The organism is Alteromonas sp. I10 (genome assembly GCF_003201515.1).
Lineage (GTDB): Bacteria > Pseudomonadota > Gammaproteobacteria > Enterobacterales > Alteromonadaceae > Alteromonas > Alteromonas macleodii.
Map to the genome: position 1 here is coordinate 65802 of NZ_QJJN01000010.1, position 20260 is coordinate 86061.

Consider the following 20260-nt stretch of genomic DNA (forward strand, 5'->3'; position numbering starts at 1 on the left):
AGCTAAGCATAAACAAAAAAAGCCCTATCGGGCTTTTTTTAATGACTAAGCAAGCTCGTTACTTAGCATTGGTGCTTTCAAAGATTTTATCTGCCGATGCGGCAACAAAGCCTTTGTAAAGCTTACCATCACGCATTTCATAACGCTGTGCAAATTCGTAGAAGCAGCTTGGAATTGCCACAGTTTCGTCGCTAAACGCTACGTCAGCACGGTCAGCCATCGTTGAAGATTGCGCTAAAAATACGTCTGGACCACCTTTAATTTCGCCGCCAGAGGTGTTTAGCACAAAGCCTGCTTCTTTAAGCAATGTGTTTACGTCGGTAAGCTCGTCAGTACGGGTTAAGTGATTAACACTTACTGTAAAGTGGTTAGCACGGAAGCCCCATGCCGCCATCCACGCCGCGTATTCTGATTCGCTAAGCAGTGTGTCGTATTCTGCTTTAGTAACGTCCCAATGCTTACCCGAGTACAAGAAGTTATCTGCATCCACTACAGACTCAGGCATTTGATCAACCATCTTCTTGATAATTGCTTGAGCAGTTTCAGAAAGCTCATTTACACGAAGCTCACTAATAAATACTTTTGGTTTAGTATCGTCAGGGTGCTCGAAATGCTTTGCAGTAAGCTTTTTCGCTTCAAAGTCATAGTCGCCTTTAGCTTCATAACCCAATGCTAAGAAGTGCGCAGCAAGCTTGTCTAAGCGGGTTTTATCAAGAGCAAAAGTTCGAAAAGCTACATGGTCGTTAACGATGTCGTTCGTGTTTTCTTCACCCGCCAAAAGTGCATGAATTTTATGCGCTGAGGGAGTGATGGTAACGTAATCGTCCCACATGTTGCTAAACAACGTATCGATGTTGCTATGCATGGTGGTAGGGTCCTTTCTGTCGTTGACTATTTTTAAACGAATAGTTCGTATAGGGTTGGTACTAAACTGGCCGACACAAAAATCATGTCGGCCTTTTTGTAACGTGAAAAGCTTGGGTTACATCGACAAGCCTGGGCTTAATTTGCCCGGCATAGTAACTTTATCAAGCTCAACTGAAGCAACTGGGTACGCACAGTAGTCGGCTGCATAAAACGCACTTGCTCTGTGGTTACCGCTGTCGCCCACGCCACCAAATGGCGCTGCGCTGCTTGCACCTGTAATAGGTCTATTCCAGTTTACGATGCCCGCGCGAATGCGTGCGAAGAAGTAGCGATAATCTTCTTCGTTGTCGCCTAGAAGACCTGCTGATAAGCCAAAGCTGGTGTTATTCGCTTCTGCGATAGCTGCGTCAAAATCGCTGTAACGAATCACTTTAAGTAGTGGACCAAAGTGTTCTTCGTCAGGCAGTGAAGCAAGCATGTCAGTCACATCAATGATGCCAGGAGTAGCAAAACCTTTGTTCTCGTCTTTTTGTTCAAGGCGAACCAGTACTTTACCACCAAGGTTTTCAAGCTCTTGCTGTGCTTTTACCATCAGTGCAGCGGCATTGCTTGAGATCATTGCGCCCATAAATGGTTGATCTTCAGCGTCATAATCACCCACCTTAATATTCTTGGTCACTTCGATTAAGCGAGCAAGGATTGCATCACCCTGTGCATCGGCTGGTAAGAATAGGCGACGTGCACACGTACAGCGCTGACCGGACGTAATGAAAGCAGATTGAACGATGTCATGTACAGCAGCATCAACATCAGCCACATCTTTAACAATGAGTGGGTTGTTACCACCCATTTCAAGAGCCAAAATTTTACCTGGGTGACCTGCGAACTGCTCGTGCAAGATTTTTCCTGTGCGTGAGCTACCCGTAAAGAAAAGACCATCGATATCGTTATGCGACGCCAATGCCTTACCTGTTTCAACTTCACCTTGTACTAGGTTGAGTACACCCGCTGGCAGGCCAGCAGCATCCCATAGCTTCACCATTTCTTGTGCAACCATAGGCGTCAAATCGCTTGGTTTAAACACAACTGTGTTACCTGCAATAAGGGCTGGAACAATGTGTCCGTTTGGCAGGTGGCCAGGGAAGTTGTATGGGCCAAATACAGCAACAACGCCGTGAGGCTTGTGTCGAATGAAGGCTTTACCTACAGGCATTGGGTTTTCAACGTTACCCGTGCGTTCGAAATAGGCTTTTTCAGAAATACCAATTTTGCCCATCATGGCACCAACTTCAGTGGCAGTTTCCCACTCTGGCTTGCCCGTTTCTTTAGCCATAACTTTGGCAAGGTGCGCTTTAGCTTCTTCTAGCTTAGTGCCATAAACCTTAATAATTTCAAGACGCTCTTCAACGGTTTTCATGCTCCATGCTGGAAGTGCAGCACGAGCAGCGTTAATTGCGTCATCAATTTGAGAGGCTGTCGCAGACTTACCTTCCCAAATCACTTCGTTTTTTGCAGGGTCAATTGACGCTAAGTCATGACCTTGTCCGGCAACCCATTCACCGTTGATAAAATGTGTATGTAGCATAGTGGGTGTCCTTTTAATCTCTGAATGTAACGGGGGCGAAGCGTACGTGCTCTCCCTCTTTGACATTCAATGCAGCAGCGGCTTGGCGAGATAGCACGGCAACTTGCTTTTCTTCGCTTACCGTCATCTCGGTTGCAACTGCACGAAAATCAGATACTGATGTATTAATGATGTAGTGCGTTTGCCCTTGGGCAGCAGCGCTATCGTCAATCACTACAGGCAGTTTTAAACTCGACTGAGCCGTGCGGATGTGGCTTAAGTTTGCTTCTACCGTCGGGCCTGCGTCGAAAATGTCTACGTAGCCGCGGCAAGAAAAGCCTTCTTCTTCAAGAAGCTGAAGAGCAGGGCGTGTTTTGTCATGGACTTCGCCAATGACTTCTTGCGCTTCTTTGCTAAGCAGATTTACGTATATCGGGTACTTCGGCATAAGCTCAGCAATAAACACTTTATTACCAATGCCAGTTAAGTAGTCGGCAGTAGGAAAATCCATAGAGAAGAAATGGGTTTCCAACCACTCCCAAAACGGTGAGCGTCCTTCTTCGTCACTCACACCGCGCATTTCAGCAATAACTGTCTCTGAGAAGCGTTCACGGTGCTCCATCATGAACAAGAATCGAACCTTTGAAAGGAAGCGGCCGTTTATGCCGCCACGGGCTTGTTCGCGAAGAAACAGCGTACATATTTCAGTAACACCGGTGTAGTCATTACAAAACGTTAGAATGTCTACCGTGTTGTGAATGTTAAGCTCGCGCGAGGCGTGCACTACTTTACTTAGGTGGTAATGATAGAACGCATCGTCTATACCAACAGCCGCTTCAATACCTGTTGTTCCCACTACCTGTCCGGTAGTGGTATCTTCCATTACAAACAAGTATGACTCATCGCCAGGTTCGGTTACGTTTGGTTTGTTAAACGCAGTTTCTGCACGATCAATTTTACGCTGCAGCAACTCGTCGTTGACAGGTAAAGACGTAAAGCCAATACCTGATTCAACGGCGATCTCTTTAAGCGCGTTATAGTCGGCCTTCGTGATAGGGCGAATGATATTCATGTTCGCTACTCGTGTTGTAATTATTCGGCGTTTACAACGGCAGCAACGGCGCGTTCAAAACGTGCAAGACCTTCTTTGATGTCTTCATCAGGAATAACCAGTGAAGGTGCAAAACGAATAACGTTCATGCCAGCAACAAGACACATAAGGTTCTCTTTCGTTGCAGCCATCATGAAGTCACGTGCACGGCCTTGGTATTTCTCATTTAACGCACAACCTAACAGCATGCCTTGACCACGTACTTCTTCAAATACGTTGTACTTTTCATTGATAGCACCTAGTAGTTCACGGAATAGGGCTTCTTTCTTAAGTACACCTTCAAGCACTTCTGGCTGGTTCACGATATCTAACGCTTTTTCCGCAACAGCACAGGCTAGTGGGTTACCACCGTAAGTACTACCGTGGGTACCTGGCTTAAGGTGTGCAGCGATGTCTGCTGTGGTAAGCATGGCACCAATTGGAAAGCCGCCACCAAGAGATTTTGCGGTCGTTAGGATATCAGGTGTTACGCCAAGACCCATGTAGGCATAAAGGTGACCAGTACGACCAACACCCGACTGAACTTCGTCAAAAATAAGTAATGCGTTGTGCTTGTCACAAAGTTCGCGAACGCCTTTTACGAAATCTACATCAGGTGGAATAATACCGCCTTCACCCTGAAGCGGTTCCATCATTACCGCGCAGGTTTTGTCAGAAATTAGCGCTTCAAAGGCAGCTAAATCGTTGTAGTCACAGTGGTCAACAGCGCCTGGCTTAGGACCAAAACCGTCAGAGTAAGCAGCTTGACCACCTACTGTTACGGTAAAGAAGGTACGGCCGTGGAAACCTTTGTTGAAAGCGATGATTTGGTTTTTGTCTTCACCGTGCTTGTCCAGCGCCCAGCGACGAGCTAGCTTCAATGCTGCTTCGTTCGCTTCTGCGCCTGAGTTTGCGAAGTAAACTCTATCTGAAAACGTTGCGTCATTTAGCTTTTTAGCTAAACGAAGGGCTGGCTCGTTAGTGAAAACGTTGCTTAAGTGCCAAAGCTTGCTGCCTTGTTCATTAAGAGCTTTCACAAGCTCTGGGTGACAGTGACCTAAAACGTTAACTGCAATACCGCCTGCAAAGTCGATGTACTCAGCTCCATCTTGATCCCATATGCGTGAACCTTCACCTCGAACAGGTACCATACCTGCTGGGTTATAGTTAGGAACCATTACATCATCAAATGTAGCGCGAGTTACGTTCATCTTTGTTACCTCTGCGTTGGGCGCCAATCACACTGTGTGATTTTGCTTGTCGAATCAATGAGCACATTTTAGTACTACTTTGGTCGATAAGCGTTAATTGGGCGCGTAAAAACTAATCGGATTTGTTCAACAGTATGCCATTTTTTTTAACATTTGTCTTCTATGCAAAGGGCTGCAGCCCTTTATTTATAAGGACTGTGGCTTAATTTGCAGGAAAAGTGAATAACTATTAACTACTGGGCTATATCAATTAGTAATAATCAATTTTTGCGCTGAGAAAAGGGCTGCATACGGGTTTTAATGCACTGTGAAGCAATAAGAAAGGGGAGATAGGACTGGAAGCCTTACCTGTTTAATGTCGCTAAAAACGGGCAAGGCATTGAGCAACCGTCAATAATTTGGGGCATCATGCACATGAAATGAAAAAGGTGCATAACGAGTGCATGAATATCCACTAAAAAATTAATGATTCTCTTCGTTTTTCACCAAAGGAAGGGTGAAAATATCAATAGTTTTGAGTTTTTCGAGTGCACCTGCAGGGTAGCGTTGCTCCATGAAAAGCGGCTTTACTTCTTTCATTTCAACAAGCTTTAACTGATGTAACATCCGAATTTGTGTGTAGGTTCGGGCTTGATGAAGTACCTTACTGAGTGTTTTAGGCTGTGCGGGTACTTTATCGGCACACGCTCGCATAGGTTCTGCAATAGGCAAGCGCATTAAATGCATCCACTCCAGAATATCCGCGCTGACTGCATCTGCGAATTCTTGCTGTAGAGCAATAAGGTGGTTGGCTGAAGGAGCCACTTTGAGTAGCGCTTCATGTCGCTTTTGCTCTTTGTCTTTCTGGCATTCTTGCAACAGATGTAGCTGAATTTTATCGAACAGTTTGAAGTAAAGTCTTGTTACGACACAACGCCCCAAATTACTAAGCATCGCAAGGGTATAAGCCTGGTTTTTGTTTAGATCCGTAAGCGCTGCAAGGCGTTTCGCCGTTATGGCAACGCCAGTCGTATAAGGCGTAAGCTTTTGTTTAATTAGCGGGTAAGGGTCGGTAATCTGAGGCATAGCACGCTTTAAGATGAGCGACGGTATCAATGTGCGTAGGTTTTCAATACCCAAAAAGCTCAATGCTGTGCGCAGTGTCTCTACAACAATGATACGCCCACGGGAGTCTTTGCGTCTAAATTGTGGAGTATTCACCACAACGATCAGTTCATCATAAAGCCATGGCATGGTTGCGGCAATTGGCTCTAGTTTCGAAACAGAGCAAGCTTTCACGGAAAGTGCATCAAGAAGCTCGCCGATATTTTCGGGCAAGTTAAGTACGTTTTGAACGAGCTCGTCGGTATAGCTTAGCTGCTCTGTTAATTCACCTAGAAGGATCTCGTGAAGATGGTGACTCACTGATTCAAGGTATGACGCTTCGGTTTTCTCTTGAAGGCGCTTGTTTTCAATCGCCACTTTTTCAACGTGCAGTAGCAGCCTGCGCGCATCACCTTGCTCCGATTGCTCGAAGCTTACCTCTCCCACCTTGCGTCTTCCTAGCATTTCCAGCACTCGCTCTGGCGATATGATCATATTTTCAAAACGATCATCTATCGTGGGCGGTGTGGTTGCCCCCATTGTCATATTAAAAGCACTCCTGCTCATAACTTTTTGGTGAACGGCAATATTATCGTACATCAGGGGCCTTTATTACTTTCGCTACGGTAATGATGAAAATGGTAGCTACTGCTTGAAAGCAAGCCTTATTTACCCTGCAACTGTTGATATTGCGTGTGCGATGCTTCGTATAATCTTTATTCAGCGCATTGGCTAAAACGAATTATGAAAAGTTAAACGAAAAATCAGTGAATTGCGAGTAATTCTGGCCTTCAAGCGTAACCTTTTACGCTATAAAAGCGTATCGGCATCAAACTCGTATACTTAAATTGATTTAAACTGAAGAAATGCATCCAGTACGCTATGACCGTGTTCGGTAAGCAGTGACTCGGGGTGGTACTGCACGCCCCAAATAGGGTGATGATTATGGGAAATTGCCATGATTTCCTTTGTGCCCTTTGCGGTTTCACACCATGCATCAACACTCAGTGAGGCAGGTAGCGATGCGGGATCTAAAACCAATGAGTGGTAGCGCGTCACGTTAAACGGGTTAGGTAAGCCTTTGAACAGGCCACTGTTGCGGTGTGTTAGGGGTGAAATTTTTCCATGCTTAATCTCTTGTGCACCTACTACCTTGGCACCAAACACTTGACCTATAGCTTGATGACCCAGGCATACACCTAAAATAGGAATCTTGCCTGCAAAATGTTCAATCGCAGATAAGCTGATGCCCGCTTCGTTAGGCGTGCATGGTCCCGGTGAAATAACTAACTGTGAAGGCGCTAAGCGAGATATGTCGTCTAAGGTCAGTGCGTTATTTCGCACCACTTCAACGTCGACGCTGAGCTCAGTGAAATACCGAGCGAGGTTATGAGTGAACGAATCGAAGTTATCAATTAACAGCAACACAGCAGTGCTAGTCCTTGGTATTTCTAAGTTGCGAAGGTTTTAGCCATGAAGGATTAAATGAACCCTTCATGGCCTGTAGCAAGATGTTGGAATTCGGCTGTTATGGCTTTGGAATAAAGCCGACTGCTTTGTATACTTTAGCCAAAGTTTCAGCCGCTCGCGCTGACGCTTTCTCAGCACCCTGACGCATTACGTCGTCAAGATATGCTCTGTCTGCGCGAATTTCAGCATAGCGGGCCTGAATAGGTTCAAGTAGAGCAACCACAGCGTCTGCAACATCACCTTTAAGGTGGCCATACATTTTGTCGGTATATTCAGGCTCAAGCTCTTTAATTGATTTACCCGTCGCAAGCGAAAGTAGAGTCAGTAAGTTAGACACGCCTGGTTTTTCAGTTGGGTTAAAGTAGATATTAGCTTGCTCGTCAGAGTCGGTCACGGCACGTTTGATTTTCTTGGCTAACTTCTTAGGATCTTCTAATAAGCCGATGAAGTTATTCGGGTTGTTGTCAGACTTAGACATCTTCTTTTCAGGCTCTTGAAGGCTCATGATGCGAGCGCCAAAGTCTGGGATATACGGGTCAGGTAGACGAAATACATCGCCGTATAGATTGTTAACACGTGTAGCAATGTCACGAGTCAATTCAAGGTGCTGCTTCTGATCTTCACCTACCGGTACTTTATCTGCTTGGTATAGCAAAATATCTGCTGCTTGGAGTACAGGGTAGCTGTATAAGCCTACATTAATGTTATTTTCGTTCTTCGCAGACTTATCTTTGAATTGAGTCATGCGATTAAGCTCACCCATTTGGGCGTAACAATTCAATACCCAAGATAGCTGTGCATGTTCAGGCACATGGGATTGCAAAAACAGAGTACTTTTTTGTGGATCAATACCGCAAGCAAGGTAAAGAGAAAGGCCGTCTAGACAAGCTTCAGCAAGCTGCTTAGGGTCTTGTCGTACAGTAATAGCATGCAAATCCACTATCATATATAAGCAGTCGTGGTCGTCTTGCATGGAAACCCACTGTTTAAGTGCACCCATGTAATTGCCAAGGGTAAGTTGTCCTGAAGGCTGACAGCCACTTAATACAACGGGTTTATTACTCATTTCTTTTTACCTGTAATACGTTAAATACTGTGAAAATAAAGCTTGGGAAAATAAAGCTTCAAAAATTATGCTTTAGACAGTGACGCTAGTTCATTGCGCATTTGCTCAATGACATCGCTGTAGTCGGGTTGAGAAAAAATAGCCGAACCAGCCACAAACATATCCGCGCCCGCTTCCGCTATTTCGCGAATGTTATCGACTTTTACGCCACCGTCAATTTCAATTCGAATATCGTAGCCGCTTTCTAATACACGCTGTTTCACCGCGCGCACTTTATCTAAGGTGCTAGGAATAAACTTTTGACCACCAAACCCTGGGTTAACCGACATAATAAGAATGTGGTGCAGTTTGTCCATGACGTGGTCAAGGTAATGTAGTGGCGTTGCTGGGTTAAATACGAGCCCCGGCTTGCAACCTGCATCGATAATAAGCTGTAGAGAGCGGTCTATGTGCTCAGACGCTTCTGGGTGAAAACTAATATAGCTGGCCCCTGCATTCGCGAATTTTTCAATTAAGTCATCGACGGGCTTCACCATTAAGTGCACATCAATGGGAGCGGTAATGCCGTAGTTTCTTAACGCCTCGCAAATCATTGGCCCAAACGTAAGATTGGGTACATAGTGGTTATCCATTACATCGAAATGCACCACATCAGCGCCAGCCTCTAATACCTTTTCTACGTCTTCGCCAAGTCGAGCGAAATCGGCCGATAGTATTGATGGAGCAATTAGGAATGGTTTCATTGCATGTCCTTTCATTCTAAAAACAACAAGGTGCGTTGCCACTTACGTTTCACCTTTGCGAAAGTTTACCCAAATCCGTGCTTCTTTACTATGCAAAGGGTTAATCAGCGTTAATTTCGCGGAAATTTAAGATAAACGGACTTTGTCAGAACACTGCCCAATTTTGGTGAGTGCGCGTTATGTTGGTGCATTTTTATGCAGCGTTTTTTTATTTCGGTTACAGCGGATGAATTTTTTAAATGAAATAATGTTTTTAATTTCAATTGGTTAATTTGTTTTTTGTGAGTTTTTTTGATGAACCATAAATGGGCATCAACTTTGCGTTATCCAGTCCAAAAAAGAAAACACAGACAGAAAAAACGAATTACAACAAGTTTGAATTTGACTGGAGAACACACATGAAAACATCTACAAAAAGAACAATACTTGCCGCTGCTATTTCTTCAGCGTGTCTGTTAACAGCCATGCCTAGCTATGCAGAAGGTTCATTCACTGCTAACGCTAGTGCAACCAGTAACTACATCTGGCGTGGTCTAACACAAACAACTAACGAAGCCGCAGTACAGGGTGGTATCGATTACGCGCATGAAAGTGGTTTTTATGCGGGTACGTGGGCGTCTAACGTGAACTACGGTGCAGGTGACGTATATTCATATGAGCACGATATGTACTTCGGTTTCTCAGGTGAGTCTGACGGTATTGCGTACGACTTTGGCTACCTCTACTACAACTACGATGACGAAGCGAACTTCGACTTTGCAGAAGTTTATGGGTCTGTAGGTATGGGTGGGTTAAGCCTTACGGTATACCTTTTAGCGCACACTGAAGCTGACGAAGGCGAAGATCAGGACTTTGGTTTTGCTCAAGCGTCTTATACGTCTCTTGGTTACACTACAGAAATCCTGAATGGCACTGAGCTGGGTTTCCATGTCGGTTATCACGAGGGTGACTTCGCTGAAGCGTTTAATGGCGTTGAAGGTTATATGGACTATGGTATTTCAATAGCAAAAGACGGCTTTAGCTTCGCCATCACCGGTACCGACCTTGACGACATGGGCGGTGACGACGAGTTTGATAACGACGCCGTTAAATTTACCGTAGCGTATTCAGTAGACTTCGAGCTATAAACTACTTTGTAGCGGCCATTGGATGGCCTTTATCAAAACGTTGAGTACTAAAAGCCTAATGTGTTTCCGTTAGGCTTTTCATTTTTTAAAAGCAACGCATTTTTAACTTGTTCGTAACCTGCTTTTGATTATAATGAGATTAATTTTTAAACGAGTGTAAGGAGTATTCAGGATGAAGGTTCTTCCATTTTTTGCGATTTGTGGAGCGGTAGCGCTTGTTAGCGTTGCGGTTACAAGTACGCCAAATTCACACTCGTCAGTATGCGAATTCCAACCCGTTACGGAGTTCAACCCCAAGTTGCCCGCAAGCCATATTCAAAACCAATGTGCCCGTCATCAAGAGGGTGTTGAGGAAGTCAGTTGGCTGTCATGGATAGCGGGGAAATCATCCTCTTTTCAATTCCACTTTTTAGACCTACTTGAGTTGATGCACAGCGACGAAGGTAATCGAGATTTCACCTCACCTGCTAACGACACTTAGGGGAAAATTATGCAGTCTGGTACTGGTTTTTGGTCAGTTCTAGGTAGTGTAGTTGCTAGTCTATTTGGTGTTCAGAGCCATAAAAACTACGAACGTGACTTTACTAAAGGCACTTTTATCAGTTTCGCCGTCATTGGTGTAATCTTGGTTGTGCTGTTTGTTGTTACACTTTTTATGTTCGTTAAATGGTATACGGGCTATAGCGCATAGCAATTGCGTGAATACACATTAAAATCGTATGCGGGTAAGGCGGTCGATGCGCTACCTATAAGACGTTTTTTCGGCACCACACACTAAACTGAAGGGCGGTGAAACGTCTTCTTTTTTCGAGCGTTTCGCTTTGGTGCGACGTTAGCTGGAGGGAAATAAGCCAAAATTTCATCCACAGGCTGTCGCTTTGCACCGTTTTGACTTATCGAACGCTTAACTGACAGCATACTGAAATCTGCCCCGTGATAAAGCGACCGAGTTAGCGGTAAATCGTGATTTGAGATGAGGACGGGTATGCCTCGCTTTTTTGACGCGCGGGTGGCGAGCTCAGCCAGCTTCTCTTGAGATTCTTGTCCGAAGCTTCGCGCGGCATAGCTGGTAAACGCTGCAGTCTTGCTGATAGGAGCATACGGTGGGTCACAATAAATAACATTGCCACGCCTAGCTCTAGAAAAAACCTTTTCAAAAGGAAGACAAGTAAACGTCGCTTTTTGCGACTTTTCCGAAAACACAAACATCTCGTCTTCTGGAAAGTAAGGTTTTTTATAGCGGCCAAAAGGTACGTTAAAACGCCCTTGAAGGCTGTAACGACATAATCCGTTGTAACCGTGACGGTTCAAATACAAAAAGAGAATGGCGCGATAATATTCATCTTGTGTGGCGTTAAACTCTTCTCGTAAAGCGTAATACATTTTTTCTTCGTTGCGTTTTCCGTCGAAAAATGAGCGTGCATCGTTAATCAGTGCATCGGGCTGCGCTTTAAGGAAATTGTATAAGTTGATGAGATCAGGATTGATGTCATTAAGCAGGTAGCGTTTGTATTGCGTATTCAGAAATACAGATCCGGCACCAACAAACGGTTCAATGAGTTTATTGGCTTGCGGTAATCTGGCCTGAATATGCTCAACCAAGCTGTATTTGCCACCGGCCCATTTTAAAAAAGCCCGGTTTTTTTTCTGCATCATGCTTAAACGTTACTACCTAGACGGAATGAAGACGGTGGTTTTTCCGTGCGCCGCCGTTCCAAGGGAAAGGGTCGTCTTTATACTTTTATGCTGATCAGTATCAGATATCACCACACTAAAGGTAGATTGTAACTTTCATCAGTAAAACGGACAACCAACAAGTGTCGCAAGAACGGAATTTTGCTCATTTACTGGAAATATTATGGCCACCCGGTTGTGAAATGACTTAATTTTGCGCTTTGCTCATCTCTGAGAGGATTTGGTTTCCTCGCTTTATAAACGCATTTTGTTTACCTGGATATTCGGGTAAATTTGTTCGTGCTTGTTGCGCTTGAGATAACGACGTGTAGATTTGCTTGTTAACTACTACAAACCAGTCGCCACCATAGCGCGTCGTTTTATAAATTCGCGTTTGCTCAGTTAGATTGTTTTCTCGTAGGAACTCACTGAGAACAGACTCACTTTTCATCGCTAACAACTGTATAGCGTAGTCATTTTCCCCAATCCAGCCTTCTTGACTCGATTCACTGGCCACAGTGGTTGGCGTTACATTATCGTTGACGCCGTCCGAGTTTGATTTGGCACCTTGAGCAGATTGTTGATCACTTAGCGCACCACTGCTAACCACCTCTGAACCATTGGAATCAGTGGTATTACCTTCAATCGGGGCATTCTCAAACTGGTTACTGTCTGCCTGTTCTGAAGATGGCGTAACTTCAGGTAAGGATGAAACCGCATTTTCCCAATTGGTAATCAACGGACCGTTATCTGACGATTCATCAATTAACGAGCCACCAACGTCTGCACTATCATCATTGGGCGCGGAAACAAGCTCTACGTTGCCTATTTGGTTGGTTGCTTGAGTTGCTGAGTTTGATGCTGTTGTTTCGCTTTCATCGGTTTCACCATTGCCTATAAGCTTGTTATAAGCAGAGCCGGGCTCAACCTGCGTTCTTTCAGGTTCTGGCGAAGATTGACTAATAGGCGCAAAAATCGATGCTAATTTATCACCGTATTGCCAGTAAATAAGGCCAGAAAACGTAGCAAGGAACACGCATATAACAGCGATATAAAACCACTTAGACTTTAATGGGTTGATAAAAGTTTGCGTATTTTCACGCTGTCTATTTTCTAAATGAGCCTGAAAAGCCTCGCGACGTGAAGCAATCATTTTGTCGAGCTCTGACTCGAAGCTAGGCTGTTCGCTAATGACTGACTGGCTGCTAATTATTAGTGGGGTTTCTGTATTTTTTGCAGGAAGCCACTGCTTGGCGCGCTCAGCCCATTCGTTATTCGCGAACAAAAGCACATTTAAATGCTGTTTGTTACCAGCAAACCGACTTTGCAACACCAAGTCCCATAGTTCTTGCAATAGTGCATCAGGAAGATTGTGGGCTTGGGTGATGGCTATAAGAATTGGACCTTCGTGACTATTTAGGTCGGAAAGTAGTTCGTTTAGAGGCCTAACGAAGCTACCCACCACTTGACCAAGAAGCTGCCGACAAAGTTGTCGACGGTAGTCAGAGGGCTCCATATTTTCTTGCGCAGTTAAATACGCAATCTCGGTATCATCGTGCTGCTGGAAGACAAAGGCTTCAAGGGTCTTTTGTTGTTGAGCAATAGACTCACCACTGACAAAAATCAGCTGAGAAGAGTAATTGACCAAATATTCCAAACGTTCATGCAGTTCACTTTGCATGGGAGTTTGCCCTTATTCACCGTTGCTTTAAAAACTGTCCTGCAACGCATTTCTTCATGATTCCAACTAACGTAGGGAAGTCAAGATAGACGCGTTGCCAGGTTGTCGCGAGGGCTAATGACTAAGAAAGGATGTCAGTAAGAATGGCGTCCGTGACGTCCTTGGTAACAACCGCTTTGCCTATGCCTTGAGGAAGTACAAATCGAATACTGCCAGCTTCCACTTTTTTATCGCGTTTCATATGCTTAACGTAGTCATTCTTTGTCATACTATTTGGGCCTGCAACCGGTAAAGCAAATGCTTCAAATAGCGACGATACGCGTCGTGTTTCTGACGCTTCAAACCACGTTAATGCTTCAGCAGCTTTACAAGCAATTATAGTACCAGCGGCTACCGCTTCACCATGCAGCCAGTTACCGTAGCCTTGCTCGGCTTCAATAGCGTGACCGAACGTGTGGCCTAAGTTAAGAATGGCGCGTAAACCACCTTCACGTTCATCTTTTGCTACCACGTCTGCTTTGATTTCGCAGCAGCGAGAAATAGCTTGGGTAAGAATTTCAGTATCAAGCGACGTAAGCGCATCTACATTACTTTCAAGCCATTCAAAAAACGGTGCGTCGTAAATGATACCGTATTTGATGACCTCTGCCATGCCAGCAGCAAACTCTCTCGCGGGTAATGTAGCGAGGGTATCAGTATCAATGGCCACATAAACCGGTTGGTAAAAAGCGCCAATCATGTTTTTGCCGAGAGGATGATTTACCGCGGTTTTTCCACCTACTGATGAGTCGACTTGAGAAAGCAAAGTTGTAGGAACTTGAATGAAGGGCACACCGCGTTGGTAAGTTGCCGCAACAAAGCCAGTAAGATCACCAATTACACCACCGCCAAGTGCGATAAGTGTCGTATCTCTTGCAGCGTTTAGCTCAAGAAGGCGTGTCATAACCACTTCGAATTGGGCAAGATTTTTGTGTTGCTCGCCGTCCGGCAAAATAATGGTTTCAACCTGAACATTACCACACGCCGCTTTAGCGGTTTCTAAATACAGTGGGGCAACAGTTTCGTTGGTAACAATGACGGCAAGTGGGCCTTTTATATAGGCACTAAAAAGGCCAGGTTGCGAAAGCAACCCAGCCTCTATCTGTATAGGATAGCTACGTTCTCCAAGTTCCACAGTTAAGGTTGACATTGGCGTAGCACCTCCTATTACATATTTAATTTATAAACCAATTTTACTGATAATCTGATTCGCTACAGCACGCGCACTTTGGTCGTCTGTATCAACAATGTAATCAGCAACTTCTTCGTAAAGCGGGTTGCGCATTTCTGCAAGATCGCGAAGTACTTGTTCTGGATCTTCGTTTTGTAGCAAAGGACGACGTTTGTCACGTTGTGTACGGGCAACTTGCTTATCGATTGTCGTTTGTAGGTAAACAACGATGCCGCGGGCAGATAAACGATTACGCACAGCTTTAGTTACAATAGAACCGCCGCCAGTAGCAAGTACAATACCTTGCTTATCTGTCAAATCGTTAATGACGTTTTCTTCGCGTTTACGGAAACCGTCTTCGCCTTCAAGGTCGAAGATCCAGGCAATGTCTGCACCCGTGCGGCGCTCAATTTCCTGATCCGAATCAAAAAAGTCTAGGTGAAGTTCGTCTGCCAGATGTCTACCGATGGTACTTTTGCCAGCACCCATTGGGCCAACCAAAAAGATATTACGTTTTTCAGCCATATTTGCTTATATCACAACTTAATCATGTTAGGGGCAGTGCACTGTTGCCTTACCAGCCTACCCATTGACTCGTGCCTATTTAGTGTCCAATAAGCACCACTCCTTAAACCTCGCTTAAATTTCGAGGCGGGGATTATCTCAGTTTCATGCAAGGCGTTGCAAGTTTTGTTACTAACAAAAAGCGTATACCTGTAAATTTAGTTACAAAAAAAGGCTGAAAACCAAAAAAGCGCACAAAAATGCGCTTTTTTGAAGGCTAAAAATGAGGATTATGGTCTTTCAGTGACTATCTTGGGTGTCACAAAGATAAGTAGTTCTCGTTTTTGCTGAAGTTGTGACGAGTTTCTGAAAAGGGCACCAACGACAGGCAAATCACCAAACAAAGGCACTTTCGACACGCCATCAGAACTGGTTTGTTGGAATATGCCACCTAATACGATGGTTTCGCCGTTTTCTACCAATACCTGCGTTTTAATTTCTTGGGTATCGATGGCTACGGCCTCACCAGTAGACGTAGAAACGGTTTCGCCACGGGTATCTTGCGTAACAACTAAATCCAAAATAATGCGATTATCAGGCGTAATATGTGGCGTAACTTTCAGTGACAAAACGGCTTTTTTGAACTCTACTGAAGTCGCACCGCTAGACGTTGCTTGTACGTAAGGTATTTCCGTACCTTGTTCAATGTAAGCTTCATGCTGGTTAGCAACCGTAATACGAGGACTCGCAATAATTTCGCCTTTGTTTTCAGATTCTAGTGCGGAAAGCTCAAGGTCTAATATGGTGCCATCAACCAAGCTCGCAATTTGAAAGCCAATGCTACCCGCGGCGCTGGTCACAGGCAGGTTCACATTAAGGCGATTATCAATGCTAGGCACTATGCCGCCGGCAATGGTGTCTGCGCCCTCAAGGCTTCCCGACACACCATTATCGTCTTGACGGTCGCTGAAACCCCAACGAACGCCAAGCTGCTCGTCTACATCGTCAAGCACAGTAACCATACGGCTTTCAATCAGCACTTGCTTCACTGGAATATCTAACGCATTGATGGTTTTTCTTGCTTCATCAATAGAGGCTAACGTGTCGCGAATAAGTAAAGTGTTGGTTCGTTCGTCTACTGTAACACCCCCTCGCTCAGATAAGATCCCGCCCTCTGTCGACTTTAAGATCGTGGCCAGGGCAGCAGCTTTTGCATAGTTAACAGGAATATTAACCGTATGAAGAGGCGCTAAGTCTGAAACTTGCTTTTTAGATTGAAGGGCTTGGGTTTCACGAGCCGATAGTTCTTCAGCCGGTGCAATTAATAAAATGTTGCCCTCTAAGCGTTTATCCAGACCTTTAACACGCAAAATCATGTCGAGAGCTTGATCCCACGGAACGCCCGACAAGCTTATCGTTACGTTTCCTGTTACGGTGTCGGTGGTCACTAAGTTAAACCCATTAACCTGCGCAATAATTTGTAAAACTTGTCTCACAGGAACATCTTGAAAATCGAGCGAAATGGGGTCGCCTGTGTATTTCTTTTCCGCTTCCAAGGCGTCTTGCTGCGCGCTGTCCATTGGCGTTATCGCCATACGAATTACGCCGTCTTTTACCGTATTTTTAACCGTAACTGGGCCCGAATAATTAACCTCAATTCGCGCGCCATCTTTATCTTCGAATGTCTCGATGGTAGAAACCAAGGTACCGAAATCAGCCACATTAAGTTCTACCAATTGGTCTTCGCCTAACTTGGTGTTTGGTAATGTAAGGGATACTTTTCCTTGTGACTCAATAAGCTGAAGCTTTGGCGCTTGGCCCTCAAAACTCACCAGTGTTACAGCGGTATTGTTAGCTGCTTGAGTAAAGTCGATGTTTGTGACCGTGGTGGTAACGGTTGATGCATTTCGTTTAGTATCAGGGTCGACTAACAAAGGCTCTTGGGCTTTTACTGGCGAAACAAATACGGTTAATGAAAATATTGCAGCCACAGCGAAAGCCAGCCAATACCATCTAGGCACTCTACGATTCAGAGATTTGTTGAATATGTATCGTTCGGCCATGCTTACTCTCCCGCCTTCGATGCTGTAGTCATTGTTGTTGTTTTCCTTTGCCAGCAGCCCGCACCATCAGGTAATAACTGTTCAATAGTAATTGAGTCGGTGCTAATTTGCGTAATTTTGCCATAAAACAAGCCGATACGACTCCCTACTTTAGCTTTATGTAATATGCCATCGTTACTTTTCAATAATGCCCACTGCACTCCCTTAACGGCAAAGTTGCCAGTCAGTGCGAGGGCGTCCACGCCATAGGCTTCCAATGCTTCTTTAGGGCGCTGGAAGTTTGGCTGCAAACAGTTTTCTACCCGTGCTTTTGCTACTGGAGCGGCGTTGTTCTTAGGGCGATCGAACGGGCTTCTTAAGGCGCTTGCCGAATAGCTAAAAGGTGGGTGAGTCTTGAATTCTGGATACGGTTCAATTTGTGGCTGAGCACGCTCTTTAACACTCTGTGTATAGGCATGCAGATCGTCGAGTTTAGGTGAACAGCCTGTTACTAACAATATGATTAAAAGAGATAAAAACGAACGAATCATTGTTCATCTCCTTCAATGTCTGTCGAGTTTTCCGAACGATAAGTTTTCGCCTGCAGCTTCAGCGACAGACCATTTGCTTCACGCTTTATGTCAAAATCGTGAAGCGTAACGATACGAGGTAAATCCGCAACTTTGGAAACGAATTCGCCAAAGTTGTGATAGCCACCGCTTACTTCCATTTCGATAGGTAGTTCGGTGTAAAACTCTTTTGGTACTTCTTGTTGCCAATTAAGCAACTCAAACGTGAGGCCCGATGCGGTACCAACGTAAGTGATATCGTCAAGCAAACCCGGTGTTTCGTTGCTGGTTGGAAGACTTTTCAGCATAGACGAGAAGTCTTCTTTAATTTGCGCGAGTTGGGCTTGGTAAGCTTCTAAATTAGCCGCAATGCGGTACTTTGCTTCGAACTGTAACTTTAGTTCTTGTTCTTTTAATTCAGCCGCATCTTTAATCGGTAATTTGGGGCTTATTAGCATGTAGTAGCTCAACGCACCTACCAATATTGCGACAAACGCCGCCACAACAACGCGAACTTCGTTTGGCCAAATAGCGATTTGTTCAAAGTCGAGTTCGTTAAGTTCTTTTAGTTTTGAAACATCAAACTTCATGGTTATTGCGCCTCACTACTTTCTATTTCTAGGGGAGCAACATTGGGGTTTATCGAAAACGTAAGCGTAAAGTTGCTAATCGCTCTCGCTGCACTGCTGTCAGATTTAATGGTAGAAAGCTCTGCGGCAACGAACACATTCGAGTTGTCCAGCGCGCGCATAAAGTCGGAAAGACGATTATTCGAATCACTAGTCCCTTCAATCTCAATACGGTTATTGCTTCTGGTCATAGACTCAAAGGCCACACCGGGAGGAACGAGTTTAGCAAGTTCATCAAATACTATAGGAGCCACATTGCGACTTGCTTGCAGTTGCTCAATTAATGCCATGCGCTGCTCAATGGCATTTTTACTGTCTTTAACCTTTTTTATCTCTGCAATTTGCGCATCTAAAACCGCGATTTCCCGTTCAAGGTATTGATTACGCGAGTTTTGATTACTGATTTGCTGGTCGATAGCTTGACCAATGAACCAAAAAATCAATCCTACAATGGCGGCAACGGCAAGTAGCCCTGCCAAGTATTGTTGTTTTTGATGTTGGCGCTGCTTCTCTCGCCAAGGTAGTAAATTTACATGTGCCATGGCGTAAAGCTCCGGCTCGCTAGACCTGCTGCAATCGCAAGCTGTGGTGCAATTTTGCTAAGTCTCGTGGCATCAAGTTTAGGGTTTATCGACATGTTGCTAAACGGATTGAAGCAATCAACCTCTAGGCCTAAGTCTTGTTTTAAAATGTCGACTAACGGTTCAATAGTAGCGGCACCGCCGCTAAACAGTATTTTGGTGGGGCGCTCTGCATGTAGCGTGCTCATATACATTTGTAATGCACGGTTGATATTTTGCTGTAGGTTAGCGGCAAATATAGGAAGCGTATCTTCCACCCAATTTCCAGACAGCGTGCCATCAAGTAGTTGACGCTCTGCGGTTTCACGCTCAACCATATGAATGGCGCTAATATCGTTAATTAGCTGATTTAAGCCAAAGGCGTGCTCTTTGGTGTAGATGACGTCGCCGTTTTTTATTACGCATATTTGAAGTAGCGAGGCGCCCACATTAATACAGCAAAGTGGCATGTCTTCGGTATGAGGCGTATGGAAAAAGTCCATGGCATTGCCGATGGCATAATTTTCCATATCAACAATCTTAGGTTCAAAGTTAGCTTCTCTTGCAAGCAGCAAGCGACTGTCTACCAAATCTTTATGCGCAGCGGTAAGCAATACATTTACTTTTCCAGTGTGCGTTGTGCTTGGCCCCATTTCTTCAAAATCCAAATATACTTCTTCAAGCGGATAGGGAATGAGACTGTCGGCTTCGATCTCAATTTGATTTTCTAAATCGTAATCGCTTTGCTCTGGGTCCATATAGACGATTTTACTGATCACTGACGTACCAGCTACAGCAACATTTGCCAGCTTTAATTTTGTTTTTAGCGACTTTCGAATTTTCTTGAGAGCAATGCTTACTGACTCATAATCTTTAATATCACGCTCAGAGAAAGCGATTTTGTTAATTGGCTCACAGGCATACCCTTGAAGGACGAACCCGTCTTTCGATTGCTCTAACCACACCGCTTTTATTTGACGCGTGCCTATATCTAAGCCCACAATGGGCGGCAGCTTTTTCTTAAACAGCGATTTCATGTGCAAGTGTCCAGTTTCAAAGGTAGTTGCTCTAAAGTACAATGTTACTCTAATAGTCTTATGCGTATGGTTCTAGAGATAACACATACGTATAAAATATACGTCATTTCAACAAAATGTCTTGGTATCCGTT

At 44.6% G+C, this 20260-nt stretch carries 20 protein-coding genes; 3 read left to right on the forward strand and 17 right to left on the reverse strand.

The window, feature by feature from the left end:
• Positions 1 to 58: 58 nt before the first annotated feature.
• The 8 genes from BZA03_RS17140 to rpe form a co-directional block, all read right to left on the reverse strand.
• A complete protein-coding gene (locus tag BZA03_RS17140; protein WP_110289411.1) occupies positions 59 to 865 on the reverse strand; it encodes a DUF1338 domain-containing protein in 807 nt (268 codons plus the stop codon).
• Between the two features lie 117 nt (positions 866 to 982).
• Complete coding sequence (gene astD, locus BZA03_RS17145; protein WP_014975473.1) at positions 983 to 2452, reverse strand: succinylglutamate-semialdehyde dehydrogenase; 1470 nt, start codon at positions 2450 to 2452, stop codon at positions 983 to 985.
• Positions 2453 to 2465: 13 nt separating this feature from the next.
• Positions 2466 to 3503: an arginine N-succinyltransferase gene (astA, locus tag BZA03_RS17150; protein ID WP_014948020.1), complete on the reverse strand. Its 1038-nt coding sequence runs from the start codon at positions 3501 to 3503 to the stop codon at positions 2466 to 2468.
• A gap of 20 nt (positions 3504 to 3523) precedes the next feature.
• Complete coding sequence (locus BZA03_RS17155) at positions 3524 to 4732, reverse strand: aspartate aminotransferase family protein (protein ID WP_110289412.1); 1209 nt, start codon at positions 4730 to 4732, stop codon at positions 3524 to 3526.
• Positions 4733 to 5194: 462 nt separating this feature from the next.
• Positions 5195 to 6361 (reverse strand): HDOD domain-containing protein, encoded by a 1167-nt coding sequence (locus BZA03_RS17160; RefSeq protein WP_014948022.1) that lies wholly within the window; start codon positions 6359 to 6361, stop codon positions 5195 to 5197.
• 297 nt (positions 6362 to 6658) lie between these two features.
• Complete coding sequence (locus tag BZA03_RS17165) at positions 6659 to 7243, reverse strand: aminodeoxychorismate/anthranilate synthase component II (RefSeq protein ID WP_014975476.1); 585 nt, start codon at positions 7241 to 7243, stop codon at positions 6659 to 6661.
• A gap of 100 nt (positions 7244 to 7343) precedes the next feature.
• Positions 7344 to 8351: a tryptophan--tRNA ligase gene (gene trpS, locus BZA03_RS17170; protein ID WP_039225099.1), complete on the reverse strand. Its 1008-nt coding sequence runs from the start codon at positions 8349 to 8351 to the stop codon at positions 7344 to 7346.
• Positions 8352 to 8416: 65 nt separating this feature from the next.
• Positions 8417 to 9094, reverse strand: coding sequence for a ribulose-phosphate 3-epimerase (gene rpe / locus BZA03_RS17175; protein WP_014978117.1), 678 nt, complete (start codon positions 9092 to 9094; stop codon positions 8417 to 8419).
• Between the two features lie 305 nt (positions 9095 to 9399).
• On the opposite strand from rpe, the gene BZA03_RS17180 reads away from it, so the two are divergent.
• The 3 genes from BZA03_RS17180 (at position 9400) to BZA03_RS17190 (ending at position 10912) form a co-directional block, all read left to right on the forward strand.
• Positions 9400 to 10221, forward strand: coding sequence for a TorF family putative porin (locus BZA03_RS17180; RefSeq protein WP_014978118.1), 822 nt, complete (start codon positions 9400 to 9402; stop codon positions 10219 to 10221).
• Between the two features lie 172 nt (positions 10222 to 10393).
• Positions 10394 to 10702 (forward strand): hypothetical protein, encoded by a 309-nt coding sequence (locus BZA03_RS17185; protein ID WP_014948027.1) that lies wholly within the window; start codon positions 10394 to 10396, stop codon positions 10700 to 10702.
• 9 nt (positions 10703 to 10711) lie between these two features.
• A complete protein-coding gene (locus tag BZA03_RS17190) occupies positions 10712 to 10912 on the forward strand; it encodes a DUF2970 domain-containing protein (protein ID WP_014948028.1) in 201 nt (66 codons plus the stop codon).
• 83 nt (positions 10913 to 10995) lie between these two features.
• Here BZA03_RS17190 and BZA03_RS17195 read toward each other — a convergent pair whose 3' ends face one another.
• From BZA03_RS17195 to pilM, 9 genes are all read right to left on the reverse strand, one after another.
• The gene (locus BZA03_RS17195) at positions 10996 to 11877 is read right to left on the reverse strand and encodes a Dam family site-specific DNA-(adenine-N6)-methyltransferase (RefSeq protein WP_110289413.1); all 882 of its coding nucleotides are present in this window, start codon (positions 11875 to 11877) and stop codon (positions 10996 to 10998) included.
• Between the two features lie 226 nt (positions 11878 to 12103).
• On the reverse strand, positions 12104 to 13576 hold the full coding sequence (locus BZA03_RS17200) for an SPOR domain-containing protein (protein WP_110289414.1): 1473 nt from the start codon (positions 13574 to 13576) through the stop codon (positions 12104 to 12106).
• Between the two features lie 121 nt (positions 13577 to 13697).
• Positions 13698 to 14765: a 3-dehydroquinate synthase gene (gene aroB / locus BZA03_RS17205; RefSeq protein WP_014948031.1), complete on the reverse strand. Its 1068-nt coding sequence runs from the start codon at positions 14763 to 14765 to the stop codon at positions 13698 to 13700.
• 30 nt (positions 14766 to 14795) lie between these two features.
• A complete protein-coding gene (gene aroK / locus BZA03_RS17210; RefSeq protein ID WP_014948032.1) occupies positions 14796 to 15311 on the reverse strand; it encodes a shikimate kinase AroK in 516 nt (171 codons plus the stop codon).
• Between the two features lie 269 nt (positions 15312 to 15580).
• Positions 15581 to 17353 (reverse strand): type IV pilus secretin PilQ, encoded by a 1773-nt coding sequence (locus BZA03_RS17215; RefSeq protein WP_110289415.1) that lies wholly within the window; start codon positions 17351 to 17353, stop codon positions 15581 to 15583.
• 2 nt (positions 17354 to 17355) lie between these two features.
• Positions 17356 to 17883, reverse strand: coding sequence for a pilus assembly protein PilP (locus tag BZA03_RS17220; RefSeq protein WP_110289416.1), 528 nt, complete (start codon positions 17881 to 17883; stop codon positions 17356 to 17358).
• Positions 17880 to 18491: a type 4a pilus biogenesis protein PilO gene (locus BZA03_RS17225; RefSeq protein ID WP_110289417.1), complete on the reverse strand. Its 612-nt coding sequence runs from the start codon at positions 18489 to 18491 to the stop codon at positions 17880 to 17882. The genes BZA03_RS17220 and BZA03_RS17225 overlap by 4 nt, the downstream gene beginning before the upstream one ends.
• A gap of 2 nt (positions 18492 to 18493) precedes the next feature.
• Positions 18494 to 19072 (reverse strand): PilN domain-containing protein, encoded by a 579-nt coding sequence (locus tag BZA03_RS17230; protein ID WP_110289418.1) that lies wholly within the window; start codon positions 19070 to 19072, stop codon positions 18494 to 18496.
• On the reverse strand, positions 19060 to 20127 hold the full coding sequence (gene pilM / locus BZA03_RS17235; RefSeq protein ID WP_039225089.1) for a type IV pilus assembly protein PilM: 1068 nt from the start codon (positions 20125 to 20127) through the stop codon (positions 19060 to 19062). Before pilM ends, BZA03_RS17230 begins: the two co-directional genes overlap by 13 nt.
• Positions 20128 to 20260 lie beyond the last annotated feature (133 nt).

Coding starts and splice junctions, on each gene's coding strand:
- BZA03_RS17140 (WP_110289411.1), bottom strand. CDS start 865: ATGCATAGCAACATCGATACGTTGTTTAGCAACATGTGGGACGATTAC.
- astD (WP_014975473.1), bottom strand. CDS start 2,452: ATGCTACATACACATTTTATCAACGGTGAATGGGTTGCCGGACAAGGT.
- astA (WP_014948020.1), bottom strand. CDS start 3,503: ATGAATATCATTCGCCCTATCACGAAGGCCGACTATAACGCGCTTAAA.
- BZA03_RS17155 (WP_110289412.1), bottom strand. CDS start 4,732: ATGAACGTAACTCGCGCTACATTTGATGATGTAATGGTTCCTAACTAT.
- BZA03_RS17160 (WP_014948022.1), bottom strand. CDS start 6,361: ATGACAATGGGGGCAACCACACCGCCCACGATAGATGATCGTTTTGAA.
- trpS (WP_039225099.1), bottom strand. CDS start 8,351: ATGAGTAATAAACCCGTTGTATTAAGTGGCTGTCAGCCTTCAGGACAA.
- rpe (WP_014978117.1), bottom strand. CDS start 9,094: ATGAAACCATTCCTAATTGCTCCATCAATACTATCGGCCGATTTCGCT.
- BZA03_RS17180 (WP_014978118.1), top strand. CDS start 9,400: ATGGGCATCAACTTTGCGTTATCCAGTCCAAAAAAGAAAACACAGACA.
- BZA03_RS17185 (WP_014948027.1), top strand. CDS start 10,394: ATGAAGGTTCTTCCATTTTTTGCGATTTGTGGAGCGGTAGCGCTTGTT.
- BZA03_RS17190 (WP_014948028.1), top strand. CDS start 10,712: ATGCAGTCTGGTACTGGTTTTTGGTCAGTTCTAGGTAGTGTAGTTGCT.
- BZA03_RS17195 (WP_110289413.1), bottom strand. CDS start 11,877: ATGATGCAGAAAAAAAACCGGGCTTTTTTAAAATGGGCCGGTGGCAAA.
- BZA03_RS17200 (WP_110289414.1), bottom strand. CDS start 13,576: ATGCAAAGTGAACTGCATGAACGTTTGGAATATTTGGTCAATTACTCT.
- aroB (WP_014948031.1), bottom strand. CDS start 14,765: ATGTCAACCTTAACTGTGGAACTTGGAGAACGTAGCTATCCTATACAG.
- aroK (WP_014948032.1), bottom strand. CDS start 15,311: ATGGCTGAAAAACGTAATATCTTTTTGGTTGGCCCAATGGGTGCTGGC.
- BZA03_RS17215 (WP_110289415.1), bottom strand. CDS start 17,353: ATGGCCGAACGATACATATTCAACAAATCTCTGAATCGTAGAGTGCCT.
- BZA03_RS17220 (WP_110289416.1), bottom strand. CDS start 17,883: ATGATTCGTTCGTTTTTATCTCTTTTAATCATATTGTTAGTAACAGGC.
- BZA03_RS17225 (WP_110289417.1), bottom strand. CDS start 18,491: ATGAAGTTTGATGTTTCAAAACTAAAAGAACTTAACGAACTCGACTTT.
- BZA03_RS17230 (WP_110289418.1), bottom strand. CDS start 19,072: ATGGCACATGTAAATTTACTACCTTGGCGAGAGAAGCAGCGCCAACAT.
- pilM (WP_039225089.1), bottom strand. CDS start 20,127: ATGAAATCGCTGTTTAAGAAAAAGCTGCCGCCCATTGTGGGCTTAGAT.